This window comes from Novosphingobium sp. MBES04 (assembly GCF_000813185.1).
Taxonomy (GTDB): Bacteria; Pseudomonadota; Alphaproteobacteria; order Sphingomonadales; family Sphingomonadaceae; genus Novosphingobium; species Novosphingobium decolorationis.
The window spans coordinates 1,479,225-1,501,809 of record NZ_DF850488.1; the positions used below are offsets into that span (position 1 = coordinate 1,479,225).

22 protein-coding genes and 1 pseudogene are annotated in these 22,585 nt (G+C 67.2%); 10 read left to right on the forward strand and 13 right to left on the reverse strand.

Annotated features, from left to right (window positions below):
* Positions 1–69: 69 nt before the first annotated feature.
* Together MBENS4_RS23910 and MBENS4_RS06435 are read right to left on the reverse strand one after the other, a co-directional pair.
* Complete coding sequence (locus tag MBENS4_RS23910) at positions 70–414, reverse strand: hypothetical protein (protein ID WP_144400861.1); 345 nt, start codon at positions 412–414, stop codon at positions 70–72.
* 257 nt (positions 415–671) lie between these two features.
* Positions 672–1,466 carry an SDR family oxidoreductase gene (locus MBENS4_RS06435; RefSeq protein WP_039389531.1) on the reverse strand — a complete coding sequence of 265 codons (795 nt, stop codon included), beginning with the start codon at positions 1,464–1,466 and terminating at the stop codon, positions 672–674.
* Positions 1,467–1,681: 215 nt separating this feature from the next.
* On the opposite strand from MBENS4_RS06435, the gene MBENS4_RS06440 reads away from it, so the two are divergent.
* From MBENS4_RS06440 to MBENS4_RS06460, 5 genes are all read left to right on the forward strand, one after another.
* A complete protein-coding gene (locus tag MBENS4_RS06440) occupies positions 1,682–2,911 on the forward strand; it encodes a CaiB/BaiF CoA transferase family protein (protein ID WP_039389533.1) in 1,230 nt (409 codons plus the stop codon).
* Between the two features lie 66 nt (positions 2,912–2,977).
* Complete coding sequence (locus MBENS4_RS06445; RefSeq protein ID WP_039389536.1) at positions 2,978–3,265, forward strand: hypothetical protein; 288 nt, start codon at positions 2,978–2,980, stop codon at positions 3,263–3,265.
* An 18-nt stretch (positions 3,266–3,283) separates the two neighbouring features.
* The gene (locus MBENS4_RS06450; RefSeq protein WP_039389539.1) at positions 3,284–4,774 is read left to right on the forward strand and encodes a class I adenylate-forming enzyme family protein; all 1,491 of its coding nucleotides are present in this window, start codon (positions 3,284–3,286) and stop codon (positions 4,772–4,774) included.
* 4 nt (positions 4,775–4,778) lie between these two features.
* On the forward strand, positions 4,779–5,861 hold the full coding sequence (locus MBENS4_RS06455) for a CoA transferase (protein ID WP_052322052.1): 1,083 nt from the start codon (positions 4,779–4,781) through the stop codon (positions 5,859–5,861).
* Positions 5,855–7,306, forward strand: a complete 1,452-nt coding sequence (locus MBENS4_RS06460; RefSeq protein WP_039389540.1) for an amidohydrolase family protein — start codon at positions 5,855–5,857, stop codon at positions 7,304–7,306. The genes MBENS4_RS06455 and MBENS4_RS06460 overlap by 7 nt, the downstream gene beginning before the upstream one ends.
* On the opposite strand, the gene MBENS4_RS24640 is transcribed toward MBENS4_RS06460, so the two are convergent.
* On the reverse strand, positions 7,226–8,191 hold the full coding sequence (locus MBENS4_RS24640) for an enoyl-CoA hydratase/isomerase family protein (RefSeq protein WP_242404808.1): 966 nt from the start codon (positions 8,189–8,191) through the stop codon (positions 7,226–7,228). The two genes, MBENS4_RS06460 and MBENS4_RS24640, sit on opposite strands and share 81 nt — an antisense overlap.
* 141 nt (positions 8,192–8,332) lie before the next feature.
* Here MBENS4_RS24640 and MBENS4_RS06470 point away from each other — a divergent pair, with 141 nt between their 5' ends.
* Complete coding sequence (locus MBENS4_RS06470; RefSeq protein WP_039389544.1) at positions 8,333–9,130, forward strand: helix-turn-helix domain-containing protein; 798 nt, start codon at positions 8,333–8,335, stop codon at positions 9,128–9,130.
* 109 nt (positions 9,131–9,239) lie between these two features.
* Here MBENS4_RS06470 and MBENS4_RS06475 read toward each other — a convergent pair whose 3' ends face one another.
* The 6 genes from MBENS4_RS06475 to MBENS4_RS06495 form a co-directional block, all read right to left on the reverse strand.
* Positions 9,240–10,364 (reverse strand): amidohydrolase family protein, encoded by a 1,125-nt coding sequence (locus MBENS4_RS06475; protein ID WP_242404809.1) that lies wholly within the window; start codon positions 10,362–10,364, stop codon positions 9,240–9,242.
* A 248-nt stretch (positions 10,365–10,612) separates the two neighbouring features.
* Positions 10,613–11,308, reverse strand: a complete 696-nt coding sequence (locus MBENS4_RS06480; RefSeq protein ID WP_039389546.1) for a DUF2889 domain-containing protein — start codon at positions 11,306–11,308, stop codon at positions 10,613–10,615.
* Positions 11,308–12,471 (reverse strand): thiolase family protein, encoded by a 1,164-nt coding sequence (locus tag MBENS4_RS06485; protein WP_039389547.1) that lies wholly within the window; start codon positions 12,469–12,471, stop codon positions 11,308–11,310. Before MBENS4_RS06485 ends, MBENS4_RS06480 begins: the two co-directional genes overlap by 1 nt.
* Positions 12,471–12,617, reverse strand: coding sequence for a hypothetical protein (locus tag MBENS4_RS26505; RefSeq protein WP_304413558.1), 147 nt, complete (start codon positions 12,615–12,617; stop codon positions 12,471–12,473). Before MBENS4_RS26505 ends, MBENS4_RS06485 begins: the two co-directional genes overlap by 1 nt.
* A gap of 8 nt (positions 12,618–12,625) precedes the next feature.
* The gene (locus MBENS4_RS27280) at positions 12,626–12,880 is read right to left on the reverse strand and encodes a Zn-ribbon domain-containing OB-fold protein (protein WP_304413559.1); all 255 of its coding nucleotides are present in this window, start codon (positions 12,878–12,880) and stop codon (positions 12,626–12,628) included.
* A complete protein-coding gene (locus tag MBENS4_RS06495) occupies positions 12,877–14,127 on the reverse strand; it encodes a cytochrome P450 (RefSeq protein WP_039389549.1) in 1,251 nt (416 codons plus the stop codon). The genes MBENS4_RS27280 and MBENS4_RS06495 overlap by 4 nt, the downstream gene beginning before the upstream one ends.
* A gap of 223 nt (positions 14,128–14,350) precedes the next feature.
* On the opposite strand from MBENS4_RS06495, the gene MBENS4_RS06500 reads away from it, so the two are divergent.
* From MBENS4_RS06500 to MBENS4_RS06515, 4 genes are read left to right on the forward strand one after another with little or no spacing between them, the layout of a single operon-like run.
* Positions 14,351–14,596: a ferredoxin gene (locus MBENS4_RS06500; RefSeq protein WP_242404810.1), complete on the forward strand. Its 246-nt coding sequence runs from the start codon at positions 14,351–14,353 to the stop codon at positions 14,594–14,596.
* A 30-nt stretch (positions 14,597–14,626) separates the two neighbouring features.
* Positions 14,627–15,448, forward strand: a complete 822-nt coding sequence (locus MBENS4_RS06505) for a coniferyl-alcohol dehydrogenase (RefSeq protein WP_039389551.1) — start codon at positions 14,627–14,629, stop codon at positions 15,446–15,448.
* 3 nt (positions 15,449–15,451) lie between these two features.
* The gene (locus MBENS4_RS06510) at positions 15,452–17,656 is read left to right on the forward strand and encodes an acyl-CoA dehydrogenase (RefSeq protein WP_039389553.1); all 2,205 of its coding nucleotides are present in this window, start codon (positions 15,452–15,454) and stop codon (positions 17,654–17,656) included.
* Positions 17,657–17,684: 28 nt separating this feature from the next.
* Positions 17,685–18,491, forward strand: a complete 807-nt coding sequence (locus tag MBENS4_RS06515; protein ID WP_039389555.1) for an enoyl-CoA hydratase/isomerase family protein — start codon at positions 17,685–17,687, stop codon at positions 18,489–18,491.
* Positions 18,492–18,743: 252 nt separating this feature from the next.
* Here MBENS4_RS06515 and MBENS4_RS06520 read toward each other — a convergent pair whose 3' ends face one another.
* The 4 genes and pseudogenes from MBENS4_RS06520 to MBENS4_RS06535 form a co-directional block, all read right to left on the reverse strand.
* Positions 18,744–19,406 (reverse strand): TetR/AcrR family transcriptional regulator, encoded by a 663-nt coding sequence (locus MBENS4_RS06520; protein ID WP_052322053.1) that lies wholly within the window; start codon positions 19,404–19,406, stop codon positions 18,744–18,746.
* A gap of 51 nt (positions 19,407–19,457) precedes the next feature.
* A pseudogene (locus tag MBENS4_RS06525) lies at positions 19,458–20,937 on the reverse strand (aldehyde dehydrogenase family protein).
* 23 nt (positions 20,938–20,960) lie between these two features.
* The gene (locus MBENS4_RS06530; protein WP_039389556.1) at positions 20,961–21,701 is read right to left on the reverse strand and encodes an SDR family oxidoreductase; all 741 of its coding nucleotides are present in this window, start codon (positions 21,699–21,701) and stop codon (positions 20,961–20,963) included.
* Positions 21,702–22,490 (reverse strand): hypothetical protein, encoded by a 789-nt coding sequence (locus MBENS4_RS06535; protein ID WP_039389557.1) that lies wholly within the window; start codon positions 22,488–22,490, stop codon positions 21,702–21,704.
* Positions 22,491–22,585 lie beyond the last annotated feature (95 nt).

Here is a 22,585-nt window from a genome sequence, read left to right on the forward strand (position 1 = left end):
GGATCGGCAGCCCATATCCGCCTGCGCGGATTCTCGGGGGCGTCAGCAAGGCCCCACGGGAGAAGATTCTTAACGGCCGGACACGACCTGCGAGCGGCTGAGCGTGGTGGCGAGCTTGCCGTCCTTCTCGATCAGCGTCTCGGCAGGAACGATGTGGCTCTGGCCATTGATGACAACCTGCGCATCGCCGTTCTCGCGCACGCGGAAGACCTGGCCGATACGCTTGCCATCGCTGTAGATCATCGAGCCCTTGCGCGCCTCGACCGCCGGAGCCTGGGCCTGCGTGCCCTGCGCGACCTGAACGATCGCGGCGGCGCTGGTGGTGGCCTCTTCCTGGGAGGTGGCGGCCTGCGCGCTGAGCGGCAGGAACGCAGCGGCGGCGCAGAGCGATGCGAGCATCTTGGTGTTCATCATGGACCTCACTTTGGTTTGGACCTGCTGGTCCGCGTTGGGATCTGGTAGCGAGATCTGTCTGGCGCCTCGCCCCGAAAAGCTAAGCAAGGTTAGTATCAAACGAGGCGAAATGTCAACCTAGCTTAGTATTTCTTTGTGCAACTGCGAATGCAATTTTCGCAAACCGGCTTAGTGAACCCAAAGCGGACACCGAGAAAGAAGCTCGCAACGTTCTGAAATGAAATCGGGAAACGAGCGCCTGCGCCTCCCCGACCGGGTCAGCGCGGCGGCATCCGGATCGCGCCGTCGATGCGAAATCCTTGCCCGTTGAGGTAGCTGTTCCCGGCAATCTCGACGACGAGACTGGCAAATTCCTCGGGCCGCCCCAGCCGCTTGGGGAAGGGAACAGACGCGTTGAGCGCGTCCCACATCTTGGCGTTGAAGTCCTTGAAGCGCAGCATCGGAGGCGTCGCGAAGATGCCCGGCATGATCGAATTGACCCGGATCCCCAAGTCCATGAGATCGCGCGCCATGGGCAGGACAAGCCCGTTCACCCCCGCCTTGAGAGAGCCATAGGCGACCTGTCCGACCTGCCCGTCCTGCGCGGCCGCGCTGGAGGTGAGGATGATCGCACCGCGCTCGCCGTCCTCGCCTAGCGGGTCGCTTGCCGCCATGCCGAGCGCCGCGATCGAGGCCACGCGGTAGCTCGCGACCAGGATACCCTCGGCCGAGAAGGCATAGTCCTGGGTGCTGAGACGCTTCCAGGCGCCGGTTTCCTTGTCCCGGCTCACCGTCTTGCCGCCCTTGGCGACCATCGCGCAGTGAACCAGCACGCGCTCCTGCCCGTGCGCGGCGCGCGCGGCGGCAAAGCCCGCCTCCACGCTGTCCTCATCAAGGATGTCGACCTTGTGGAAGGTCCCGCCGATGGACGCGGCGACTTCAGCGCCCGCCTCTTCGTTGAGGTCGAAGATCGCCACCTTCACGCCCTTGGCCGCGAGCGCCTCCGCGCTTGCCCGGCCAAGCCCCGAAGCGCCGCCCGTCACGATCGCACTCGTCGCGCTGCCCAGTTCCATCTGCTGCTCTCCCACGTCCGGATGTTGCCTTTGCTGCCCTGCTTGCGGGGACCACTGTGCGAAATCCACCGGAGCGGCGGGATATCGCCACGGCGCGTGCCCCGGCCCGCGCTATCGTTGGAGCGATGATCGCGCCTCGCAGCCCCCCGAAAGGGTGACGCTGCGCCGCCGCCGCCTTATCCCTGAAGCCAAGACAGAAACGGGGAGACGTGCAGATGGCGAGAGTCATGGAAGGTGTGAGAGTGCTCGAGGTGGCGCAGTTCACGTTCGTCCCCGCGGCAGGAGCCGTCCTCGCCGACTGGGGGGCCGACGTCATCAAGATCGAGCACCCGGTGCGCGGCGACACGCAGCGCGGCTTCCTCAACATGGGCGGTGTCACTCTCGATCCGCAGCGCCACACCCTGTTCGAGCATCCCAACCGCGGCAAGCGCTCGGTCGGCGTCGACTTCACCACGCCCGAGGGCCAGGAAGTGCTCTACGAACTGGCGAAACACTGCGACGTGTTCCTGACGAACTACCTCCCCAAGCACCGCCGCAAGTACAATTTCGATGTCGAGCACATCCGCCGGGCCAACCCCAATATCATCTACGCGCGCGGCAGCGCCTGGGGCGACAAGGGGCCCGAACGCGAACTGGGCGGTTTTGACGGCACCGCCTTCTGGAGCCGCAGCGGCATCGCCGACTGCATGACCCCCACCGAGATGGACGGCCCGCTCAGCCAGGGCATCCAGGCCTTCGGCGATTCGATCGGGGGCATGTTCATCGCAGGCGGCATCTCGGCCGCGCTGTTCCACCGCGAACGCACGGGCGAAGCCAAGGAACTCGACGTCTCGCTGCTCTCGACCGCGACCTGGGCGGCGGGCGCAAACATGGCCCAGGCCCTTGAGACCGGGATCATCACCCGCAACCCGATGCCCAGTTCCGGCGGCAACGCGCGCAATCCCTTCATGGGCAATTTCCGCACGAGCGACGGGCGCACGATCAACTTGTGCATGGTGAGCCCGACCGGATTGATCGAGGATACCTTCGCCCACGTCGGCTGCCCCGAGGCGGCTCAGGACCCGCGCTTTGCCGACCCCCTGAGCCTCATCACGAACGCCGCGGCAGCCAGTGCGATCCTCGTCGAAGCCTTCGCCGCGCAGCCCTTCGCCTACTGGCGCGAGCACCTGCGCACGATGAAGGGCCAGTGGGCGCCGATCCTCAACCTCCTCGAACTCGCCGAGGAGGAACAGGTTCAGGCCAACGACCACATCCTCGAAGTGGAGGCCGCCGACGGCAGCAACAAGCCGCTCAAGCTATCACGCAGTCCGGTCGAGTGGAACCACGAACCCATCACCACCACGCGCTCCCCCCAGCCCAGCGAGCACACCGAACTGGTGCTGATGGAACTGGGCCTGGAATGGGAGCGCATCGAACAGTTGAAGGCGACAGGCGCCATCGCCTGATCCCCGCCCCACCCCCGACGCCGGGCCGCCAGCGGCCTTGCGCAGCAAGCACGACAGGAACAAGCCATGAAACCCGGAACCCGCCTCAAGAGCGCGACCTGCGATACCGAAGTGATGGTCATCCGTGCCGGACAAGGCACCATCGAGTGCGGCGGTGCCCCCATGGCCGAGGACAAGCAGAGTGTGGGCGAGCCTGCCGCCGATCACGCGGGAGGTACACTCATCGGCAAGCGCTACGTCGATGCCGACGCCGCCTTTGAACTGCTCTGCGTGAAACCGGGCAAGGGTTCGCTCGCGGTCGACGGCACGCCGCTCGTCACCAAGGACGCGAAGCCCCTTCCGGCCTCGGACTGAACGAAAGGCCCCCGCGCGATGAACATCGCCCTCTTCCTCGAGATGGCCGCGCAGGCCGCCCCCGACCGTACCGCGCTGGTGTGCGACGGCGCACGTTTCACCTACGCCGAACTCTTCGCCGCTGCGCAAGGCGCGGCGAACACGATCCGCCAGTCGGGCGCAGAATATGTCGCGCTGCTCGACGAATCGAGCGAGGCCGCCGTGCTCGCGCTCTTCGGCGCGGCGCTGGCCGGCGTGCCCTATGTGCCGCTGAACTATCGCTTGGCCGATCCCGACCTTGCCGCGCTGCTCGCCCGGATCACGCCCTGCCTGCTGGTGGGCGATGCCGCGCGGGCTGGGACGCTTTGCGAAGACCCGGCCAATACCCTGCTGGAACGCGCGGATTTCGTGACCCGGGCGCGCGCGGCACCGCCCTTGGAAGACGCCGATCCGGGGCTCGGCGCTGCCGTCCAGCTCTTCACCAGCGGCACGACCGGAGCGCCCAAGGCCGCGATCCTGCGCCACACCAATTTGTCGAGTTACGTGATCGGCACTGTCGAGTTCGGTTCGGCCGAGGAGGACATGGCCCGGCTCGTCACCGTCCCGCCCTACCATATTGCCGGGATTGCCGCCCTGCTGACCTCGATCTACGCGCAGTGTCGGATCGTACTCCTGCCCGCCTTCACCCCCGAGAGCTGGCTTGATCTGGTGGCGAAGGAGAAGGTCACCCACGCGTTCGTCGTGCCGACCATGCTCGCCCGCGTTGTCGAGGCCATCCGCGCAGGTGCGCCGGGCGATGTGTCCTCGCTGCGCGCGCTTTCCTATGGGGGAGGCAGGATGCCGCGCGAGCTCATCGAGGCCGCTCTGGACCTCTTTCCCGAAACCGCCTTCACAAACGCCTATGGGCTTACCGAAACGAGTTCGACCATCGCGCTGCTTGGCCCCGAAGACCACCGCGCGGCGAAAGCCTCCGAAGATCCCAAGGTGCGCGCCCGGCTCGCCTCGGTCGGTCGCCCGCTCCCAACCATCGAACTGGAGATCCGCGACGAGGACGGCACGGTTCTGGGCCCCAACCAGGCGGGCGAGATCTTCGTGCGCGGCGAACAGGTTTCGGGCGAGTACAAGGAACGCTCCGCGCTGACCGCCGATGGCTGGTTCCCGACACGCGATGCAGGCTATCTCGACGAGGAGGGCTATCTCTTCCTCTCGGGCCGCGCGGACGATGTGATCGTGCGCGGCGGCGAGAACATCTCGCCCGGCGAGATCGAGGACGTCCTGCTCACCCACCCCGCAATTGCCGATGCCTGCGCGACCGGCGTGCCTAGCCTCGAATGGGGCGAAGCGGTCGGGATCGCCATCGTCACCGCACCTGATTGCGACTGCCCGCCGCATGACGAACTCTGCCAGCTGGTGCGCGCCCGATTGCGCTCCAGCCGCGTGCCCGAGCGGACGCTGGTGGTCGACACCCTCCCCTACAACGAGATGGGCAAGCTCCTGCGCCGCGAGGTGAAGGGCTGGTTCGGCGCGTGAAGCCGTGATCGCGCCCGCCATCCCGCTGACGCGCTGGGCGCAGGGGCAGCTTGATGCCCTCGCCGCCTTGAGCCCGGCCGCGCACCTGCCCGAGGCCGGAGCTCTGCTCGCCGAACGTGCCGTGCTGCATGGCCTCACGGTACCAGGTGCGGTGTCCTGCCGGGGCGGCTGCCGCTTTCATCGCACCCGCGATGGTTGGGTGGCGCTCAATCTCGCGCGGCCCAGCGACCGGGAATTGCTGCCCGCGCTCTTCCAGACGGACGCCCCCATCGACCTTGCCACCGGCTTCGCGCTGCTGGACGAGGCCGAGGCGGTCGCACGCGGGCGTCTCCTGGGCATGGCCATCGCGGGCCTTTCCGAGCGCCCCGCCTCCCCCGCGCTTGCCCCCAGCGCGTTGGGCCATGACCGACCGGCGCAAAATCGCCCGCCGCGCGTGCTCGACCTCTCCGCGCTCTGGGCCGGTCCCCTCGCCGCGCGCCTCCTGCGCCTGTGCGGCGGCGAGGTCACGCGCATCGAGAGCCGGGGCCGCGAGGACCGCCTGCGCGAAACCGACCCCCGCCATTTCACCCGCCTCGCCGAGGGCAAGCGCACCGTCGCGCTCGACCTGCGCACCGCTGCGGGCCGCGACCTGCTCACCCAGCTGATCGCACAGGCTGACATCGTAATCGAGGCCGCCCGCCCGCGCGCGCTGCGCCAGCTTGGGTTCGACGCCGAGGCCCTCGTGCGCGCGCGGCCCGGCCTCGTCTGGCTGACCATCACCGGGCACGGGATAGCGGGCGAGGCGACCAACTGGGTGGGCTTTGGCGACGACACCAGCGTGGCCGGGGGCCTCTCGGCCCGGCTGCACGCGCAGACCGGCCAGGTCGGCTTCGTCGGCGATGCCATTGCCGATCCGCTCACCGGCATCTTCGCCGCCCGCGCCGCGCTCGAACGCTATCGCACCGGACACGGCGGCCGCCTGATCGTCGCCATGAGTGGCCTTGTCGGGGAGGCCGTGGCCCAGGATCCGCACCTATCGCAGGACCTTGTTGCCTGGAACGCGCGACGCGGCCAGCCGATCCTCGCGCCCGAGGCGGTCCCATGCTGATCCGCAATGCCCGGATTGCCTCGGGTCCCATCGATGGCCCGCGCGCCGATGTCCGTATCGCAGACGGCCGGATCACCGCCATCGGCGCCCTTTCTCCCCTGCCGGGCGAGTCCATTCTCGAGGCCGAGGGCGGCGCGCTCCTGCCCGGCCTGCACGACCATCACATCCACCTTGCCGCAAGTGCCGCGGCTGTCCACTCGGTGCCTTGCGGCCCTCCCGAAGTGGACGACGCCGCAACCCTGCGGCGCGTCCTTCGCGCCGCGCCGGGCTCCGACTGGCTTCGCGGCACCGGCTACCACGAGGCGGTTGCCGGAATGCTCTCGCGCCACCAGCTCGACGCATGGCTGCCGACCCGTCCGGTGCGCATCCAGCACCGATCCGGGCGCATGTGGTTCCTCAACAGCGCCGCGCTTGCGCAGCTCCTGGAGCGCGCCGCCCCGCCGCCGGGTCTGGAGCGCATCGACGGCAACTGGACAGGACGCCTCTTCGACGAAGACTCCTGGCTTCGCACCACCCTTGCCGCCAGCCCCCCCGACCTCACCGCGTTGGGCGCGCGTCTGACGGCGGGGGGCATCACCGGCGTGACCGACATGTCGCCCGCCAACGCGCGCGACACCGTGGCCTGGCTGCACGCCGCACGCACGACCGGTTTCGCCCCTGCGATCATGGTCGCGGGAACGCCGGAACTGAGCGATATCCGGCTCCCTCCGGGGCTGACCCTGGGCCCGGTCAAGCTCCACCTTCACGAAAACGCCCTGCCCGATCTGGATGTGGTGACGGAGACGGCGCGGGCCGCCCACGCGCGCGGCCGGGCGGTCGCGATCCACTGCACCACCGAAGTCGAACTGGTCTTCGCACTCGCTCTTCTGCGCAGCGCCGGCGCGCGCCCTGGCGACCGCATCGAACACGCCGGGATCGCGCCCGATCCGCTCATCGCGCAGATCGCCGAGCTGGGCCTGCAGGTGGTGAGCCAGCCCGCCTTCATTGCCGAGCGGGGCGACCGCTACCGCGCCGACGTCCCCGCGTCCGACTGGCCACACCTCTACCGCCTGCGCGCCTTTCGCGAGGCAGGCGTAACCCTCGCGGCAGGAAGCGATGCCCCCTACGGCACGCTCGACCCCTGGGCCGCCATGCGTGCGGCCTGTAGCCGGCAAACCCGGGCGGGCAAGGTCCTCAGCCTGGACGAACGCCTCTCTCCCGAAGAGGCGCTCGACCTGTTCCTGGCCGATCCGGCCGACCTTGCGCGCAGGCGTCGCATCACCGTGGGCGCCCCGGCTGACCTGTGCCTGCTCGATCGCCCCTGGCAAGTTGCCCGCAAGGTCCTCGACACCGCCATGGTCCGCGCCACCCTGATTGCCGGACGACTAGTGCACGAGCGCGTCGACACACGAGTCGGCAAGGCCCCAGGCGAGCGCTGTCTCCACGCCGATGCGGCGGCCGGATAGGACCATGAGCGCGGTGCGCTGACGGCCGATCCGGCGCGACAGCGACACGCATCCGCCTGCTCCTGGCAGCAGCCCCATCGCCAGTTCCGGCAAGTGGAAGATCGCGTCCCGGCGCGCCTCGATACGCCCGAAGGCGGCAAGTTCCAGCGAGGCGCCTACGCACAGGCCCTGCACCCGACTGACCAGCCGCTCGCCGCAGCGCACCGCCGCAAGGGCGGGCAGCGTCTGCATCCGGATGGCATGGGCCCGGGCCGGATCGCGCGTGGTCCCGAACTCGGCCAGATCCGCCCCCACCCCGAACGCGCGCCCCCCACCGCGAAGCTCCACGCGCGCGATGGTGGGATCGAGAACCGCCAGGTCCAGCGCCTCGCGAAGGGCATCGCGCAGCGGGGCATCGATGGCGTTGTGGGTCCCGGGCCGGTCCATTTCCAGGTGCAGCACATCGTCCTTGCGCGTGACGTGGAGCCGTCCTGCCGGATGATCTTTTGGAGCGGTGCGTCGTTCGGCGAGCCACCGAGTGTGCTCATCGCCGCCCTGCAAGGTCGCATAGGCCAAGGATTCCGCCACCAGCGCACGGGCCGGGTCCATGCCCTCGATCAGGCGCAGAAGCTGAACGAGAACGCTCGCCGCCAGCGGGCGCGCACGGATCGCGGCGATGAGCCCGTCCAAACGCACGGGCGGTTCGACCAGGCAATCGGCTTGCGCGGCGAGTGGATGGCGCGAATCACCCAGGCCAATGACCGGACACGGCGGCAAGGACAGTCGTCTACACGCCGGATCGCAAGGGTCGATCCGGTCAAGATCGAGCACCACGACAGGGCTGTGAACCGGCCCGGCCCCTTCGGCGAGCGCGGCGACGTCAAAATTGTAATCGCTGTGATCCACACTGAACCCTAGCTCTTCCGCCATTTTCGATCCACTCTTCCGATCACGCCGCGCCACAAAAACGATATGGTGTCATTTTTGTTGACTTCCCCCGCCAGCAAGTCAACACTGCTGTTCAATAAGAGAGTTGAGGAGAGAGATATGCTGGCACAATCATCGAATAAGGCGAAAATCGCGCGTCGTGTTGTCGAAGTCCTGCAGTTCTTCGACGAGGCCCATCCCCACGCGACCGTGATGGATATCGTGCGGCGCTATGACCGGCCGCAGTCGAGCACCTCGGAACTGCTTTCGAGCCTCGTCGAACTGGGCATTCTCTACAAGGACGGCCAGAACCGCTCGTACCGCCCGACGCCGCGCGCCGCGATGCTGGGCGGTTCGACGCAGGCTCCGATCATCCGCGATGGCCGCCTTACCGTTCTGCTCGATCGCCTGCAGGCGCAGTCGGGCCTGACCGTGGCGCTGTTCGGCCTCGTCGGCGTGGAAGCGCAGGTCTTCAACTGCCGCTCGGCCGGCAACCGCCGTGTCGGCATGTTCTGCGAAAGCTTCACCGGCGGCCAGACCGAGCGCCTGACCGACAGCGCCGTGGGCCGCCTGCTGCTGTCCACTCTGTCGCGTCCGCGCCGCGAAGGCATCGTGCGCCGCCTCAACGCCGAAGCGCAAGGACAGCATATCCCCTATGCCGACATGCTCACCCTGCTCGACCAGTACGAGCGTAAGGGCATGGTCGTGGGCGAAGCGGGCTTCGGCATCGAGGCCGAGATCTGCGCCGCGCTGCTTCCGGCCTACGCGGTGGACCAGCCCATGGCCATCGGCTTCGTCTACCGCCCTTCGGCCAATATCGACGTCGAAGCGCTGGGCGACATGCTCAAGGATGCGATCAACCAGGCGGTGGAGCGCGAGGACAACCATTCGGTTACCCCGCTCGTCGCGGCGGCCTGACCCTTTCTTTTCTACAGTCCCAACGAGAAGGGGCCGGATCGCAAGACCCGGCCCCTTTTTCATGGCGTGCCCAGCAGGTGTAAAAGGAGGCGCCCAGAGGCGCTCTCCCTCAGGCGCTCTCCTTCTTGCGGCGGTCATGCTGGGAGAACATGCGCATGAGATCGCCCGAGGTGATCGGACGCGTGGTACCCTCTTCCACCGGGCGATCGCCGCCCGAGCTCTTGGGCGCGGTATCAACCCCGGCGTCCTCGGCCCGCTGGCGCAGCGCGCCCACGGTGAGGTCCTCCTTGCGGCCCAGGTCGAAGAGCGGGAAGTTGAACCAACGCATCGCGTTCTGGTGCGTGATCTTGTCGATCTGCGCATCGGTCAAATGCCGCAGCGACTTGTAGAGATGCTCGGGCACCTCGGGCCAGAGCGTGTCGGAATGCGGGTAATCGGTCTCATAGGCGATGTTGTCCTCGCCGATGTACTCGATGTTCTGCAGGCCGAACTGGTCGTCGATGAAGCAGTTGAGGAAGTGACGCCTGAACATCTCGCTGGGCTTCAGGTCCTGGAACACCGAATTGGTCCAGGCCTTGTGCCGCCAGTTGGAAAAGTCGGACCGCTCCAGGAAATAGGGCACCCAGCCGATCCCGCCCTCGGACAGCGCGATGCGCAGGCTGGGGTACTTGTGAAGAGCCTGGAGCTGGAGCCAGTCCGCCGCGCCATAGGCAATCGACATCGGCATGGTCGTGATCCAGGCCTCGATCGGGGTTTCCTCCGAGGCGTGGGGCGCCGGGTTGCCCGCACCGATATGGCAGCAGATGGTGAGGTCGGTGTCGACGATCGCCTTCCAGAACGGCTCCCAGTATGCGTTGTGAATGCTGGGCAGGCCCTGGACGGTGGGCGCATCGCTGACCGAAACGGCCTTGAAGCCCTTCTTCGCAAGGCGATGGATCTCCGCGACGCAGGCGTCCATGTCCCAAGTCGGCAGGATGCCGCAGGGAATGAAGCGGGCCGGATAGGCATCGCACCATTCGTCCTTGTGCCAGTCGTTATAGGCGCGCAGGTGCACCAGCGCGCGGTCCTTGTCCTTGGCGCGGTGGAGGCGCCCACCGGCAAAGTCGAACACGCTGCCGAAATTGACCGAGGCCGCGATGCCGTTGACGTCCATGTCGCCGACACGCGCGTGAACATCGTAGACGCCTTCGCGCAGCTGTTCGAGCGCGGTCGGCTCCATCCCGTATTCGTTCATCGGGCGCGACCACGGCGTTGAGGCCGACCGAGGGAAGGTACATCCCCTGGTACTCCCAGGCTGCCTTGCCGTTCGCATCGGTCACGAAGCGCGGCGCGTCCTCCAGGTCCTTGGCCGACAGGTGATTCTTGAACATGTCGGGCGGTTCGCTGATGTGATCGTCGACGCTGATCAGCACCATGTCGTTCATTTCCATGACCATCTCTCCAGCACGTATTTATGGTTTCGTCGCAGTCTAGCGCGCGCCCTCAGGGAAGCCCATCGAGCGGCCCATGGATCGCGGTGGTGAAATCGTGGATCCCGCTGACGCGCACGGCATGTTCGCGCTGCCCGGGTTGAAAGGTGTGGCAATTGGGCGGGATGCGCGTGGCATCGGACTGCTTCTCCATCGGGATCTGCCGTCCATGCGAGATCACCGCCACACCGCGCAGGAGCCGCGCCATTTCCGCGTCCGCAGGCCCGAGCGAGGCGATCCAGGGCCCCATCTCCTTGTAGCCCAGTCCCGCGATGCTGGCGGGCGCGAGGAAGCGCTTGTCCTTTTCGCTCCACGCCATGCAGAGCTTTCCGCCGCGCGCGATGTCCATATGGCGCACGCCGTCGACCGGATCCTCGACGCACAGATCATAGCGGGTAGGCTCGGTGTCGCGGGCATGGGCCGCCGCCAGCACGGCGATGTCGAAAAGGTGGGTGCAGTTCTGCTTCTTCGCGCCGACACCCGCTGCGGTGTCCAGCGCCGCGCCGGTGAAGGTGCGCGCAAGAGCCAGAACGGCTCCCGGACAGGTCGACCAGGGCGCACGGATCATTTCACTCTCGACGCGGGTAATGGCCTCCCCGTCGTGGACGAGGGTAACCTGCATATGGTGCAGGTCATCCTCGACCAGCGCGGTCACCTGCCCCGCCACGGGCCGGATCACGATGGCGCGGTGGAAGGCCGGACGGACCATCAGCTTTCGCGCGTCAGCAGCAGGGCGGCGGCCATCGGACCGCCCCCGCTCGTCGCCACCGCCACGCGGGGGCTGCCCGGTACCTGTCTCTCGCCGCCTTCCCCGCGCAGCTGCACCACGCTTTCATGCGCGAACCCGAAGCCGTGGAGGCGCCCTGCCCCGAGCTGCCCGCCGCCCGTGTTGAGCGGCAGTTCGCCATCGAGCGCAATGCGCGTGCCGCCTTCGATGAAACGGTGCCCCTCACCGATCCCGCACACGCCCAGCCCTTCGAGCCAGGTGATCGGGTGGAACGCGAAGCCATCGTAGAACTGCGCGACGTCGATATCGGCAGGTCCGTAATCGCAGTGTTCCCACAGCGCCTTTCCGGTAGGATAGGAGCCCGGCCACTCGGCCTGGTCCCAGCTGTAGCGCTCGACCGAACCGGCGCTCGCCGCAATCCGGATCGGGGTGGCCGTGACTTCGTCCAGTGCTTCGCCCGCCGAGACGATGATGACGGTCGCAGCATCGGTGAAACGGTCGCAATCGTAGAGGCAGAAAGGCGAAGAGATCATGCGCGCAGAGAAATACTTCTCGGCGCTCAGCGGCTCCTTGACCAGCGCACGGGGGTTGCGCGCGGCGTTGCGGTGGGCGTTGAGAGCGACCTCGCTCAACTGCTCGCGAGTCATGCCATAGCGGGCCATGTGGCGCGTCGCGTACTGCGCCACCCAGGTCGCGGCCGAGATCGCAAAGAACGGGGCGGTCCACTGCGAAGCGCCGGTCAGTTCGGTCCGGCGCGGCGGGGGATAGTCTGTCGGGTTGGCCATCGCGGCGGCCTCGTAGACCGTGCGGAAGCACAGCACGTGGCGCGCGCGGCCGGCCTTCACCGCCATGGCGGCCGCCGAGATCGCGCCCAGTTGCGCGGTCATCTCGGCCCCGCCCAAGTGCCAGCGGGTGGTAAGGCCCAGCGCCTCGATCACGTCGTCCGAGGAGACCGGCGAGAAGCCGAGGAAGCTTGGCATCTTGCCCGGATAGGTGGCGACCCCGTCGATCTGCTCCGGCTTCAGACCGGCATCCGCCAGCGCCTCGCGCACCGCATCAAGCGTCAAGAGCAGCGGGTGGCGTTCAAGCCGGACGCCGACCTCGGACATCCCGATCCCGGTGATATAGGCTTCGCCGCGAGCCATCAGGCGTCCTTCTCGAACAGCGGGAAGAAGATGCCGTCCTCTTCCTCGAACGTGACATGAACCGCATCGCCCACCGCGACGTCCTCGACCGGGCAGCCCACGATATTGGTGGTGAGATAGATCGCGGGCTCTTCTTCCAACGCCACGCGGGCAATCACGAAAGGCACCGCCAGGCCCGGCATCCAGGCTGGTGGTTGACCGTGAAGCTATCGATGGTGCCCCGCCCCGAGACGGGCTGGGGCGCCACGTTCTCGCTCCAGCAGGCCCGGCACACCGGCTGCGGGGGATGAAGCCACTGCCCGCAATCGCCGCAGCGGCAGATCATCAGCCGGCCTTCGCCCCCACCGGTCCAGAACGCGCGGTTGTCGCGGTCGAGACGTGGGCGGGGCCGGGGAACGCCCAGGCTCATGCGTCCCAGACGAGGTGGAGCTGGTCGGGGCCGATCACGTTGCCGCCGTGGAAGGTGACGGACTGTTCGGGATCGAGCCGGAATTCGGGCAGCGCCTTCAGCATTTCCTCGTAGAGGACCTGGAGTTCGATGCGCGCGAGGTGCGAGCCCAGGCATCGGTGCGGCCCGGTGCCAAAGGCGATGTGCGCCTTGTTCTCGCGCGCCAGATCGTACGCCTCGGGCGAGGGAAACTCCTTGGGGTCGAGGTCGGCCGAGGGCAGGAACATCAGAACCATCTCCCCCTTCTTCATCGCGACCCCCTCGAACTCGGCGTCCTGGTGGACGAAACGCGGGGGGACGGTGAAAGTATAGCGGCGCAGGATCTCGTCGGCGGCCTCGGGCACCAGCGCCATGTCGGCGCGCAGGCGGGCCTGGAGGTCAGGGTTCATCGCGAGGTGGCGCACGCCCAGCCCCATCCCGTTCATCACCGTGTCGAGCCCGGCGACGAAGAGCATGACGGCGTAGTTCTCGATATCGTGGAGCGTGGCCGGGCGCCCGTCGAACTCGGACTGCCAGAGCATCGAAAGCACGTCGCCCTGCGGCGCGTCCCGGCGCGCGAGAATCGTCTCGCGCATGACATCGGCCACTTCGCGCAGGCGCTGCTGCACCGCGGCCGGGTTCATGTCGGTCGAATGGAGGTGCTGCGAGACAAGGTCGCGGTATTCGCGCTGCTTGTCCTGGGGCATTCCGAAGATGTCGAGGAAGATCGTGGTTGGCAGCGGCTCGCCGACCTCGGACATGAATTCGCAGTGGCCCTTGTCCTTGACCTTGGCGACCAGCTCGGCGGCAAGCGCGCGGATGCGGTCCTTCAGGGCCAGCATGTTCTTGGGACTGAACGTCTTGTTGAGCGGCTTGCGGTAGGTATCGTGCACCGGCGGATCGACCGTGATCGGCAGCGGGATCAGAGACTTCTTCTCGTCGGGAAGCGTCGCGTTGTGGGCCGCGATCATCTCGTAGGGAACAGGTCCGTTGCTGAAGATCTCGGGGCTGCGCTGCGCGCTGTAGACCGCCGCGTGGCTGGCCACGATCCAGTGCCCGCCCTGGCGCGGGGTCCAGAAGACCGGCGGCGCCTCCCGCGCGATCTGGGCAATGCGCGCATGACCTTCGCTGAGAAGGCCCGGGTCGTAGTGGAAGTCGAAATCGTAGACCAGTGCGTCGGGGACATGGTCGGGCTTGCCGACAGCTGGGCTGACCGGATGCGATGCCATCGAAACTCTCCGCAAAGTGCAGTGTGAACCTGTTTGTCCGTCATGTTGCATGGCATGCTGGGAATTTCAGCACGGCCCCGCCCGATACCGCCCGCGCGATTGCCCTTGCGGGAATCCCCACTTGCCCGCCTTCCTCCGCGCCTATCGTGCGAGCGATGAGGCGTCCCGTACCGTTGATCGCCCAGGGGTCTTGCGGTCTAGCTGAAGGCTGGAAGAGGAGACCATGGCTGCCATGAAAGTGCGGATCAGGAAGGGCGAATGTGTCGGGAACGCGCGCTGCCAGGCGATCGCTCCGGCGCTCTACCCGCTCGACGAGGAAGGCTACATCGACACCGAGGGCTTTGCTGTTTCTGCGGGAGACGAAAAGGCCGCGCTCAACGGCGCCCGGGCCTGCCCGGAACGCATCATCTTCGTTCTCGAGGACGACGACGGCACCGAGCGCCAGGTCTGGCCGCCGGTCAAATCCTGATTCCCCAGCGCAAGAGAGGATAGAAAGAAAATGAGCGATTTCCTGGGCTATGCGGGCAAGCGCGTGGTGGTCTCGGGCTGCTTCTCCGGCATGGGGCATGCAACGGCCAAGCTGCTGCTCGATCTTGGCGCCGAGGTGCACGGGCTGGACTTCAAGGCCTGCGACCTGCCGCTCGCCAGCTTCCACACCGAGGATCTGCGCGACCCCGCCTCCATCGAGGCCGCCGCCGGTGCCATCGAGGGACCGATCGACGCGCTGTTCAACTGTGCAGGCCTGCCCACCTCGTTTCCGCCGCTGGACATCATGAAGGTGAACTTCATTGGCCTTCGCCACCTCACCGAACAGCTCCTGCCCAAGATGCAGGCGGGCAGCGCCATCGCCAACATCGCCTCGACCGGGGGGCTCGGCTGGAGCCGGCGCATTCCCGACAACATGGGCTTCGTGACGACAAAGGGCTGGGACGCCGCGCTCGCATGGTGCGAGGCCAACGCCGAAACGGTTGCGGAAGGCTATGCCTTCTCCAAGGAAAACGTGATCGTGTGGACCCAGTTCATGGGCGCGCAGCTCATCAAGCAGGGCATCCGCATCAACTGCACCCTGCCCAGTCCCACGCAGACCCCGATGATGAAAACCTTCCACGAAGCCTCGGGCAAGGACGTGGTCGACGCTGCGGCCGAACCGATGGGCCGCTACTCGACGCCCGAGGAACAGGCGGGCGGCCTCGTCCTCCTGAACTCGGCGCTGGCCTCCATTATCAACGGCGTGGTCCTGCCCGTCGACGGCGGCTTCATGGGGGCGCTCGCCACCGGCCAGATCGACATGTCCAAGCTCATGGGCAAGCGGCAGGGATAGGCCATGAACTTCGAGATCACCGCCGAACAGGAGATGATGCGCGAAAGCTTCGCGCGGCTGTTCGATGACCACCTGACGCCCGAACGGCTGCGCGCCAACGAACAGGTCGGCTTCGATGCTGCACTGTGGGGCGAGATGGCCGAGCTGGGCGCCTTCCTCCTGCGCGTTCCCGAAGCGCGCGACGGGCTGGGCCTGGGCACGTTCGACGCCGCGGTACTGATGGAGGAAGTGGGCCGTACCCTGCCCTCTGGCCCCATCGCCGAGACCCTGCTCGCCGCGCGGCTCATCGCCATGCTGGGAGACAGCGCCTTCGACGAGGTTCTCGCCGCGGTGGTGGCAGGCGAACGTGTCGCCTCGCTCGCGCTGCGCGATGTGAGCACGGCGGCGCGGCAGTTCGTCCCTTGCGGCGAACACGCCGAACTGGTGATCGCGCGCACCAACGACGCCGTGGTGCTTTACGAAGTGCCCGAGACAGCCCGCAAGGGCGAGGCGAACCTTGCCGGCGATGGCCTGTGCGAGGTCGATTTCACGCACGCCAGCCCACGTGTTCTTGCCGAGGGCGAGGAGGCTCTCGCCCTGTTCGCTGCTACGCTTGAGGAGTGGAAGCTGCTCACCGCCGCCGCGCTCGCCGGGCTCGGCCGCAAGGCCGTGCAGATGGCCGCCGACTACGCCTGCGAGCGCAAGCAGTTCGGCCAGCCCATCGGACAGTTCCAGGCGATCAGCCACCCGCTGGCCGACAACCTGTGTGAGGTCGATGGCACGCGCCTCATCACCTGGCGTGCGATACGCGCGCTGGCCGATGGCACGCCGAACGCGGCCGCGCTGGTCTCGCTGGCGCTGTGGTGGGGCGCGGATGCAGCCGCCAGGGCCGTCAGCCAGGCAATCCAGACCTTCGGGGGATATGGCCTGACGACCGAATACGACATCTACCTCTACGCCCTTCGCGCCAAGGCCTGGCCGCTGGTGCTGGGCGATCCCGCGCAGCTTCTGGTCGAGGCGGGCGAACGCCTCTACGGCGAGGTGACCCCGCCGCTTCCCGACGTCGGCGACCTCCCCATCGAGTTCGACATCGGCGAGGAGGCACGCGCCATGATCGCCGAGATCGACGCCTTTATGGAGGCGAGCGTCACGCCCGAAATGCGCGCGAAGTTCCACTACAGCTGGGAAGGCTGGGTGCCCGAACTCCACAAGAAGATGGCGGATGCGGGCCTGCTCTTCCTCTCCAGTCCGGAACTGGGCGGGCGCGGCGTGGGCCCCTACGCCCGCGCGGCCTCGCGCCGCGCGCTGGAAAAGCACGGCTATTCCAACCCGGCGGCGGGCGTTGCCGAAATGGTCGGCCTGATGATTTCGCGCGCCGGCTCGCAGGAACTGAAGGACGAAGTGCTCACCCGCATCGTCGCGGGCGATGCCATCGCCAGCCTGGGCTACTCCGAACCCGGCTCGGGCTCGGACGTCTTTGCCGCCCAGACCCGCGCCACGCGTGACGGCGATGGCTGGCGGATCGAGGGCACCAAGATGTTCACCAGCGGTGCCAACCTCGCCGACTACGTCCTCATGCTCACGCGCACCAACACCGAGGTCGCCAAGCACAAGGGTCTGACGATGTTCATCGTGCCCCTGAAGGCGCCGGGCATCACGATCCAGCCGGTGCACACCTTCCAGGACGAGCGCACCAACATCACCTTCTACGACAACGTCTACGTGCCCGACAGCTGGCGCCTGGGCGAAGTCGACGGGGGCGTGCGCACGATGAGCCTAGCGCTCGAACTGGAGCACGGCGGCGGCTTTGCCAACGCCATGTACGCGAACCTCGAAGCCGCCGAGGAGCTGTGCCGCGCCATTCCCAACGGCAACGGACGCCTGATCGAGAAACCGCAGGTCCGTGCCCGCCTCGCCCGCGCGCTGGCCGCCATGCTTGTCTCGGAACTGTTCGAGCACCGCGCAGGCTGGGCGTCGGTCGAGAAAAAGCCCAACCTTGCCTACGGCCCGATGGCCAAGATGTTCTCCTCCGAGCGCTTCCTGGACGACGCGCGCGACCTCCTGGACCTGACCGCCCCGCTCTCGCTCACCAAGCGCGAAGGCGCGGCCCAGCTCATCAACCAGAGCTACCGCCATGCCCACGGCACGCGCATCTATGGCGGCACCAGCCAGGTCCACCGCTCGATGATCGCCGAGCGTGCGCTCGGCATGCCCCGGACACGCGCCTGATGGCCCGCCGGAACCGGAGATTTACACCATGAGCGAGGACGCCCCCCACCTCCTGAGCGAGGTCGTCGACGGCGTTCTCGTCGTGACCCTGAACCGGCCCGACAAGCTCAACGCCCTGTCGGCACAGACCATGGCGCTGTTCGACGAGGCCGTTGCGCGCCTGCGCGACGATCCGGACCTACGGGTCCTGCTGATCCGGGCACGCGGACGCTACTTCTGCTCGGGCGCGGACCTGCGCAGCGGGGCGCCCTCGGCCCAGGCCCGTAGCGCGGGCGCTATCCGAGAGAACCACCGCACCGGCCTGTTCGGCATGCAGCGCATCTACGACGAGATGGAGCACATCGAGAAGCCCATCGTCTGCGCCATCCACGCGCCTTGCGTCGGCGGCGGGCTGGAGATGGCACTTTCCTGCGACTTTCGCCTGGCCGCCCAGAGCGCCGAGTTCGCCTTCCCCGAAGGCATCTTCGGCGTGCTCCCCGCCTCGAACGGGGTCAGCCGCCTGACACGGATTTGCGGCCCCCACTGGGCGCGCTGGCTGGTCATGGCCAATCGCAAGGCCGATGCCGACAAGGCCCTCGTCATGGGCCTCGTGCACGACGTGCTGCCCGACGAGGGGTTCGAGGACGCTGCCCTCGACTTCTGCCGCCACCTGACCAAGAACAGCGCCGAGCAGATGGGCGCCGCCAAGATCGCGATCGAGATGGCCGCCGAGGTGGGACGCGACACCGCCCGCCAGGTCGAGCGCATGGCCAACAGCGCGCTCATGCTGAACCCGGACTACCTCGCCCGGATCGAGGCCTACGTCGCCAGCCTGGGAAGCAAGAAGGCGGACTGAAGCAAGAAGGACAGTTCCGAGGGCCATCGCCCTCGGGCTCCCGGAACGGGCGAGCCCAGCGCGTTCAATCAATATTCGGTCCATAGCGTAAGGCCGGTCAGATAAAGGGGGCTTTGTCCCCAATTCCAGCGCCACGCGACCTCGCCATTCATACGCAAAATAGCCGCGCGAACTGCCCCAGACAGTTTTGGGGAGCCCGAGGGCAATGGCCCTCGGAACCACCTTCTTGGTTTTCCTACTCTTCCCGGCACCTCACGCGGCTGCGCGCTGGTCCTTGATCGCCAGCGCCAGGAGGCGCGACTGCTGGCGCAGCGTGGCGCCTTCGAAGCGAGGCTTGATGTCGGCCGGATAGCAGGCTTTGAGCTCAGTGTCGGTGGCAATGGTCACCACGCGCTCGAGCCCGGTATAGAGCACGCTGGCAAGGTCATAGGGCTCTCCCGTTGCCCCGTCCGGATCACCGCCCATCTGCCAACCGAGCAGGCGGACGACCTTGCGCGCCATGGCAATGCGCTGGAGCAGAACGGAGCGCTCGTGCTGGTCGGCAAGGCGATTGCGCAAGTGCAGGAGGCGGCTGTGGCGCTCCCAGTAGGCGTAGAAAGCCTGAACCAGTTCGGTTGCGCGGGCATCGATCTCCCCGTCCGCCCAGCGCGTGCGCAGCAAGGAGAGATAGGCCTCCTCGGCCTCGCGCGCGACGGGATCGAGCACGGCCAGGAAGAGATCGGGCAAATCGGCAAAGTAGGTGTAGATCGAGGACATGCGCAGGCCCGTGTGCCGCGCGACGCCGCTGAGCGAGAATTCACAGGCCGGATCGGCGATCAGTTCGCGCGAGGCACTCAGGATACGCTCGCGCGTGATCTTGCCCTTCTTGCCCAGCTTCTGCCCCTGCTGGTTGGTATCGTTCAGGCCTTCGCTCACGTCACCTTCAATCCATCACTGCGCCCCGCCCCCTGTCACGAGGCGCCGATTTCACGACGCGAGGCGCGTCGCGATGACCTTGCTGTCGAGGAACTCCTCGATGCCCGCAAGGCCCCACTCACGCCCCATTCCGCTGCCCTTGAACCCGCCGAAAGGCAGGTCGCCGGCGATGCACATCCCCCCCGTTAACGCTGACCGACCCCGTCCGTATCCGGCGGGCCACGCGTTCGGCCCGGAGACGATCAGCGGAAACCACCCCGCCCGAAAGGCCGTACTGGCTTTCGTTCGCAATGCGGATGGCGTCCTCGTCATCCTCGTAGGGGATCACCACCAGGACCGGGCCGAAGATCTCCTCCTGCGCGATGCGCATGGAATTGTCCACATCGACAAAGCACGTAGGTTCAATGAAATAGCCCCCTCCCTTGTCGGGACGGGCCTTGCCTCCGGCGAGCAGCGTCGCGCCTTCCTGCTGGCCCAGTTCGATGTACCCCAGCACCCGTTCCATCTGCCGGGCGCTGACGACGGGGCCCATGATGTGGGTCGGTTCGTCCATGCCGCCCCAGTTGTCGCCAAAGCCCTGGTAGGCCATCGCGAGGCCCGCCTTGGCTTCCTCGTAGCGGCTGCGCGGAACGAGCAGGCGCGATTGCACCGCGCAGCCCTGACCGGCGTGGAAGACCAGCATCGACTGCGCGCATTCGCGCGCGAAGTCGGGCGCATCGTCGAGCACGATCTTGGCGCTCTTGCCACCCAGTTCGAGGAAGACGCGCTTCAAGGTCGCCGCGCCCGCTTCCATGATCCGCTTGCCCACTCCGGTGGAGCCTGTGAAGCTCACAAGATCGACGCGCGGGTCCTGGACGAGCTGCTCGCCCGCCGCCGCCGGGTCCTTGCCGAAGACGACGTTGAGGACACCTGCAGGAAAGCCAGCCTCTGCAGCCAGTTCGCCCCAGATCGCGCCCATGCCCGGCGTATCGGGAGCGGGCTTCAGGATCACGGTGCAGCCCGCCAGTAGCGCGGCGACGACCTTCCCCACGTTGACGTAGTGCGGCACATTCCAGGGCGTGATGGCCGCGACCACGCCGACCGGCTCGTAGACAACCTTGCGGTGCGAGGGAAAGCCGCGAAAGTCCCGATTGCCCAGGTCCTCTTCCCAGGTCACCTGGTCGAAGACCGCGAGATAGTCGTCCCAGCCCTGGTTGGCAGTATCGACATGCGCCATGCCCACCGCGCCAAGCGCCGCGCCCGCCTCGAACCGGGCGAGCGCGGCAAGCCGGTCCTTGTTCGCCTCGAACAAGGCGCGCAGCTTCGTCAGCAACGCGACGCGGGTGGCCCGGTTGGCAGGATCGCCCCAGTCCGTTTCATCGAAAGCCCGGCGTGCGGCGGCAATCGCCGCATCGACATCCTGCGAGGTGGCATCGGCCGCCTCACCCGCAACCTCGCCCGTCCAGGGGTTGATGACCTCGAAGGTCCCGCCACCTTGCGCATCGCGCTGCGTTCCATCGATATAGAGGCGGGCCGGGGGAAGAAGCGTCATGGGATGTCCTGTCTTCAGCAAGGTCAGACCGGGCGGCGCGCGCCCAGGGTCACGAGATCGAGATTGAGGTCCTCGGGCGAATCCACGATCGTGCGGAAGGTCGGCAGGAGCGAGGCGAAGTCGGTGATCGGCTGCTCCTGCATGGGCATGCCCGCCTGCGCACAGGCCTTGGCAAAGCGCATCGTCGTCTCCATCGACCACCCGCTCCCGGTCTTGCCCTCACCGAACATCTTGCCCGCGCGCACCGTGGTCACGCGAATGCCCTTGCCCGCCAGTCCCTCGCGCCAGCCTTTTCCGATACGCTCGACCGCGCCCTTGGTCGCGGCGTAGAACCACAACATCGGGATCGAAAGGTCGACGCTCTCGCTGGTGACGTTGATGATGTGCCCGCCCGAAGGCATGGATTTGACCGCCTCGCGCGCAACAAAGACGGGGCCCGCAATGTTGGTCGTGATCTGCGCGAGGATATCGGCATCCTCGGCGTCCTCCAGCGTGAAAGGCACGTAGACGGCCGCGTTGTTGATGAGAACATCGATGCCCGGATGGACCCTGGCGATTGCGGCAAAGGCCTCGCGCACCGAATCCGGATCGCCGATGTCGCAGCGCACCGCCATGCAGTTGGGGCCGAATTCGGCCGCCGCGGTCTCCAGCTTGGCCAGCGTGCGGCCCAGCATCACCACCTTGTCGCCGTCTTCGCAGAAGCGGCGCGAGAGCGCCTTGCCCAGCCCCTCGCCCGCGCCCGTGATCACGATCGTCCTTGCCACTCAGGCCTCCTGTCTTGGCTGGCGTTCCCAGTTTTCCGGGTAGGCCGAAAAATCGCCTGCGTAGGCAATGCCCCCGTCCCAGATCTCGCCGCTGATCTTGGTGAAGAAGTGCACCGTGCGCGCGAACGAGCCGGCCGTGGAGCGCGGCTCCATCGCCACGCCGCTGGGCGAAACGCCGCGGGCGCGCGCTGAGAAGTCCTTGACGCTGAAAAGCAGATTGTCGGTCTGGTGCGCACAGACCACCAGTTCACCGCCCGGACAGTACCGCCGCGGATTGCACTGGGTGCCCGCGAGCCGCCCGCGCTTCATGCCCACGAAACCGGGCACGCGGCTGACCTCGGGGATATGCACCTCGTCGTACCAGCGGTGGTAGTCCTCCTCGCGCCCCTGCACGAGGTTGGCCGGGATGATGAACAGCCCCGAGAGCGGCTTGCCCTGCTGCCAGTTGGGACCGACGTGCCAGTCGGAATACATGTTGTAGGTGTAGAGCCGCTCGCTCTCGTTGCCATCGTCGATGAGCCCGGCGCAGCGCGGTCCTTCGAGCAGGCGGCCCAGCTTGGGAATGTCCCTGTCGGGCACCTGATAATCGAACTCGTAGAAGCTGAGGAACCGCCAGGGCTGGTCGATGTCGGGCATGATCTGGATCGGGGCGATCTCGAAGCGATCGGCCGACAGGAAGCCCTCCAACCCGGTGAGCCGGGGGCGGTGCTCCTCTTCGAACCACGCGGCGTAGTCCGCCTCGCGCCCCGCCGCGATGTTGTGCAGGTGCAAGGTCACGTAACGGGCCATGAAGCCTCCTCTTCCACTCTCCATCCTAACTCGCAGTCCAGCGCAGGCAACGCCCGGCCCCAACCATCGCGGCCGCGGTGGGCCACGCCGGACTG

Coding starts and splice junctions, on each gene's coding strand:
- MBENS4_RS23910 (WP_144400861.1), bottom strand. CDS start 414: ATGATGAACACCAAGATGCTCGCATCGCTCTGCGCCGCCGCTGCGTTC.
- MBENS4_RS06435 (WP_039389531.1), bottom strand. CDS start 1,466: ATGGAACTGGGCAGCGCGACGAGTGCGATCGTGACGGGCGGCGCTTCG.
- MBENS4_RS06440 (WP_039389533.1), top strand. CDS start 1,682: ATGGCGAGAGTCATGGAAGGTGTGAGAGTGCTCGAGGTGGCGCAGTTC.
- MBENS4_RS06445 (WP_039389536.1), top strand. CDS start 2,978: ATGAAACCCGGAACCCGCCTCAAGAGCGCGACCTGCGATACCGAAGTG.
- MBENS4_RS06450 (WP_039389539.1), top strand. CDS start 3,284: ATGAACATCGCCCTCTTCCTCGAGATGGCCGCGCAGGCCGCCCCCGAC.
- MBENS4_RS06460 (WP_039389540.1), top strand. CDS start 5,855: ATGCTGATCCGCAATGCCCGGATTGCCTCGGGTCCCATCGATGGCCCG.
- MBENS4_RS06470 (WP_039389544.1), top strand. CDS start 8,333: ATGCTGGCACAATCATCGAATAAGGCGAAAATCGCGCGTCGTGTTGTC.
- MBENS4_RS06475 (WP_242404809.1), bottom strand. CDS start 10,364: ATGAACGAATACGGGATGGAGCCGACCGCGCTCGAACAGCTGCGCGAA.
- MBENS4_RS06480 (WP_039389546.1), bottom strand. CDS start 11,308: ATGGTCCGTCCGGCCTTCCACCGCGCCATCGTGATCCGGCCCGTGGCG.
- MBENS4_RS06485 (WP_039389547.1), bottom strand. CDS start 12,471: ATGGCTCGCGGCGAAGCCTATATCACCGGGATCGGGATGTCCGAGGTC.
- MBENS4_RS27280 (WP_304413559.1), bottom strand. CDS start 12,880: ATGAGCCTGGGCGTTCCCCGGCCCCGCCCACGTCTCGACCGCGACAAC.
- MBENS4_RS06495 (WP_039389549.1), bottom strand. CDS start 14,127: ATGGCATCGCATCCGGTCAGCCCAGCTGTCGGCAAGCCCGACCATGTC.
- MBENS4_RS06500 (WP_242404810.1), top strand. CDS start 14,351: ATGGCTGCCATGAAAGTGCGGATCAGGAAGGGCGAATGTGTCGGGAAC.
- MBENS4_RS06505 (WP_039389551.1), top strand. CDS start 14,627: ATGAGCGATTTCCTGGGCTATGCGGGCAAGCGCGTGGTGGTCTCGGGC.
- MBENS4_RS06510 (WP_039389553.1), top strand. CDS start 15,452: ATGAACTTCGAGATCACCGCCGAACAGGAGATGATGCGCGAAAGCTTC.
- MBENS4_RS06515 (WP_039389555.1), top strand. CDS start 17,685: ATGAGCGAGGACGCCCCCCACCTCCTGAGCGAGGTCGTCGACGGCGTT.
- MBENS4_RS06535 (WP_039389557.1), bottom strand. CDS start 22,490: ATGGCCCGTTACGTGACCTTGCACCTGCACAACATCGCGGCGGGGCGC.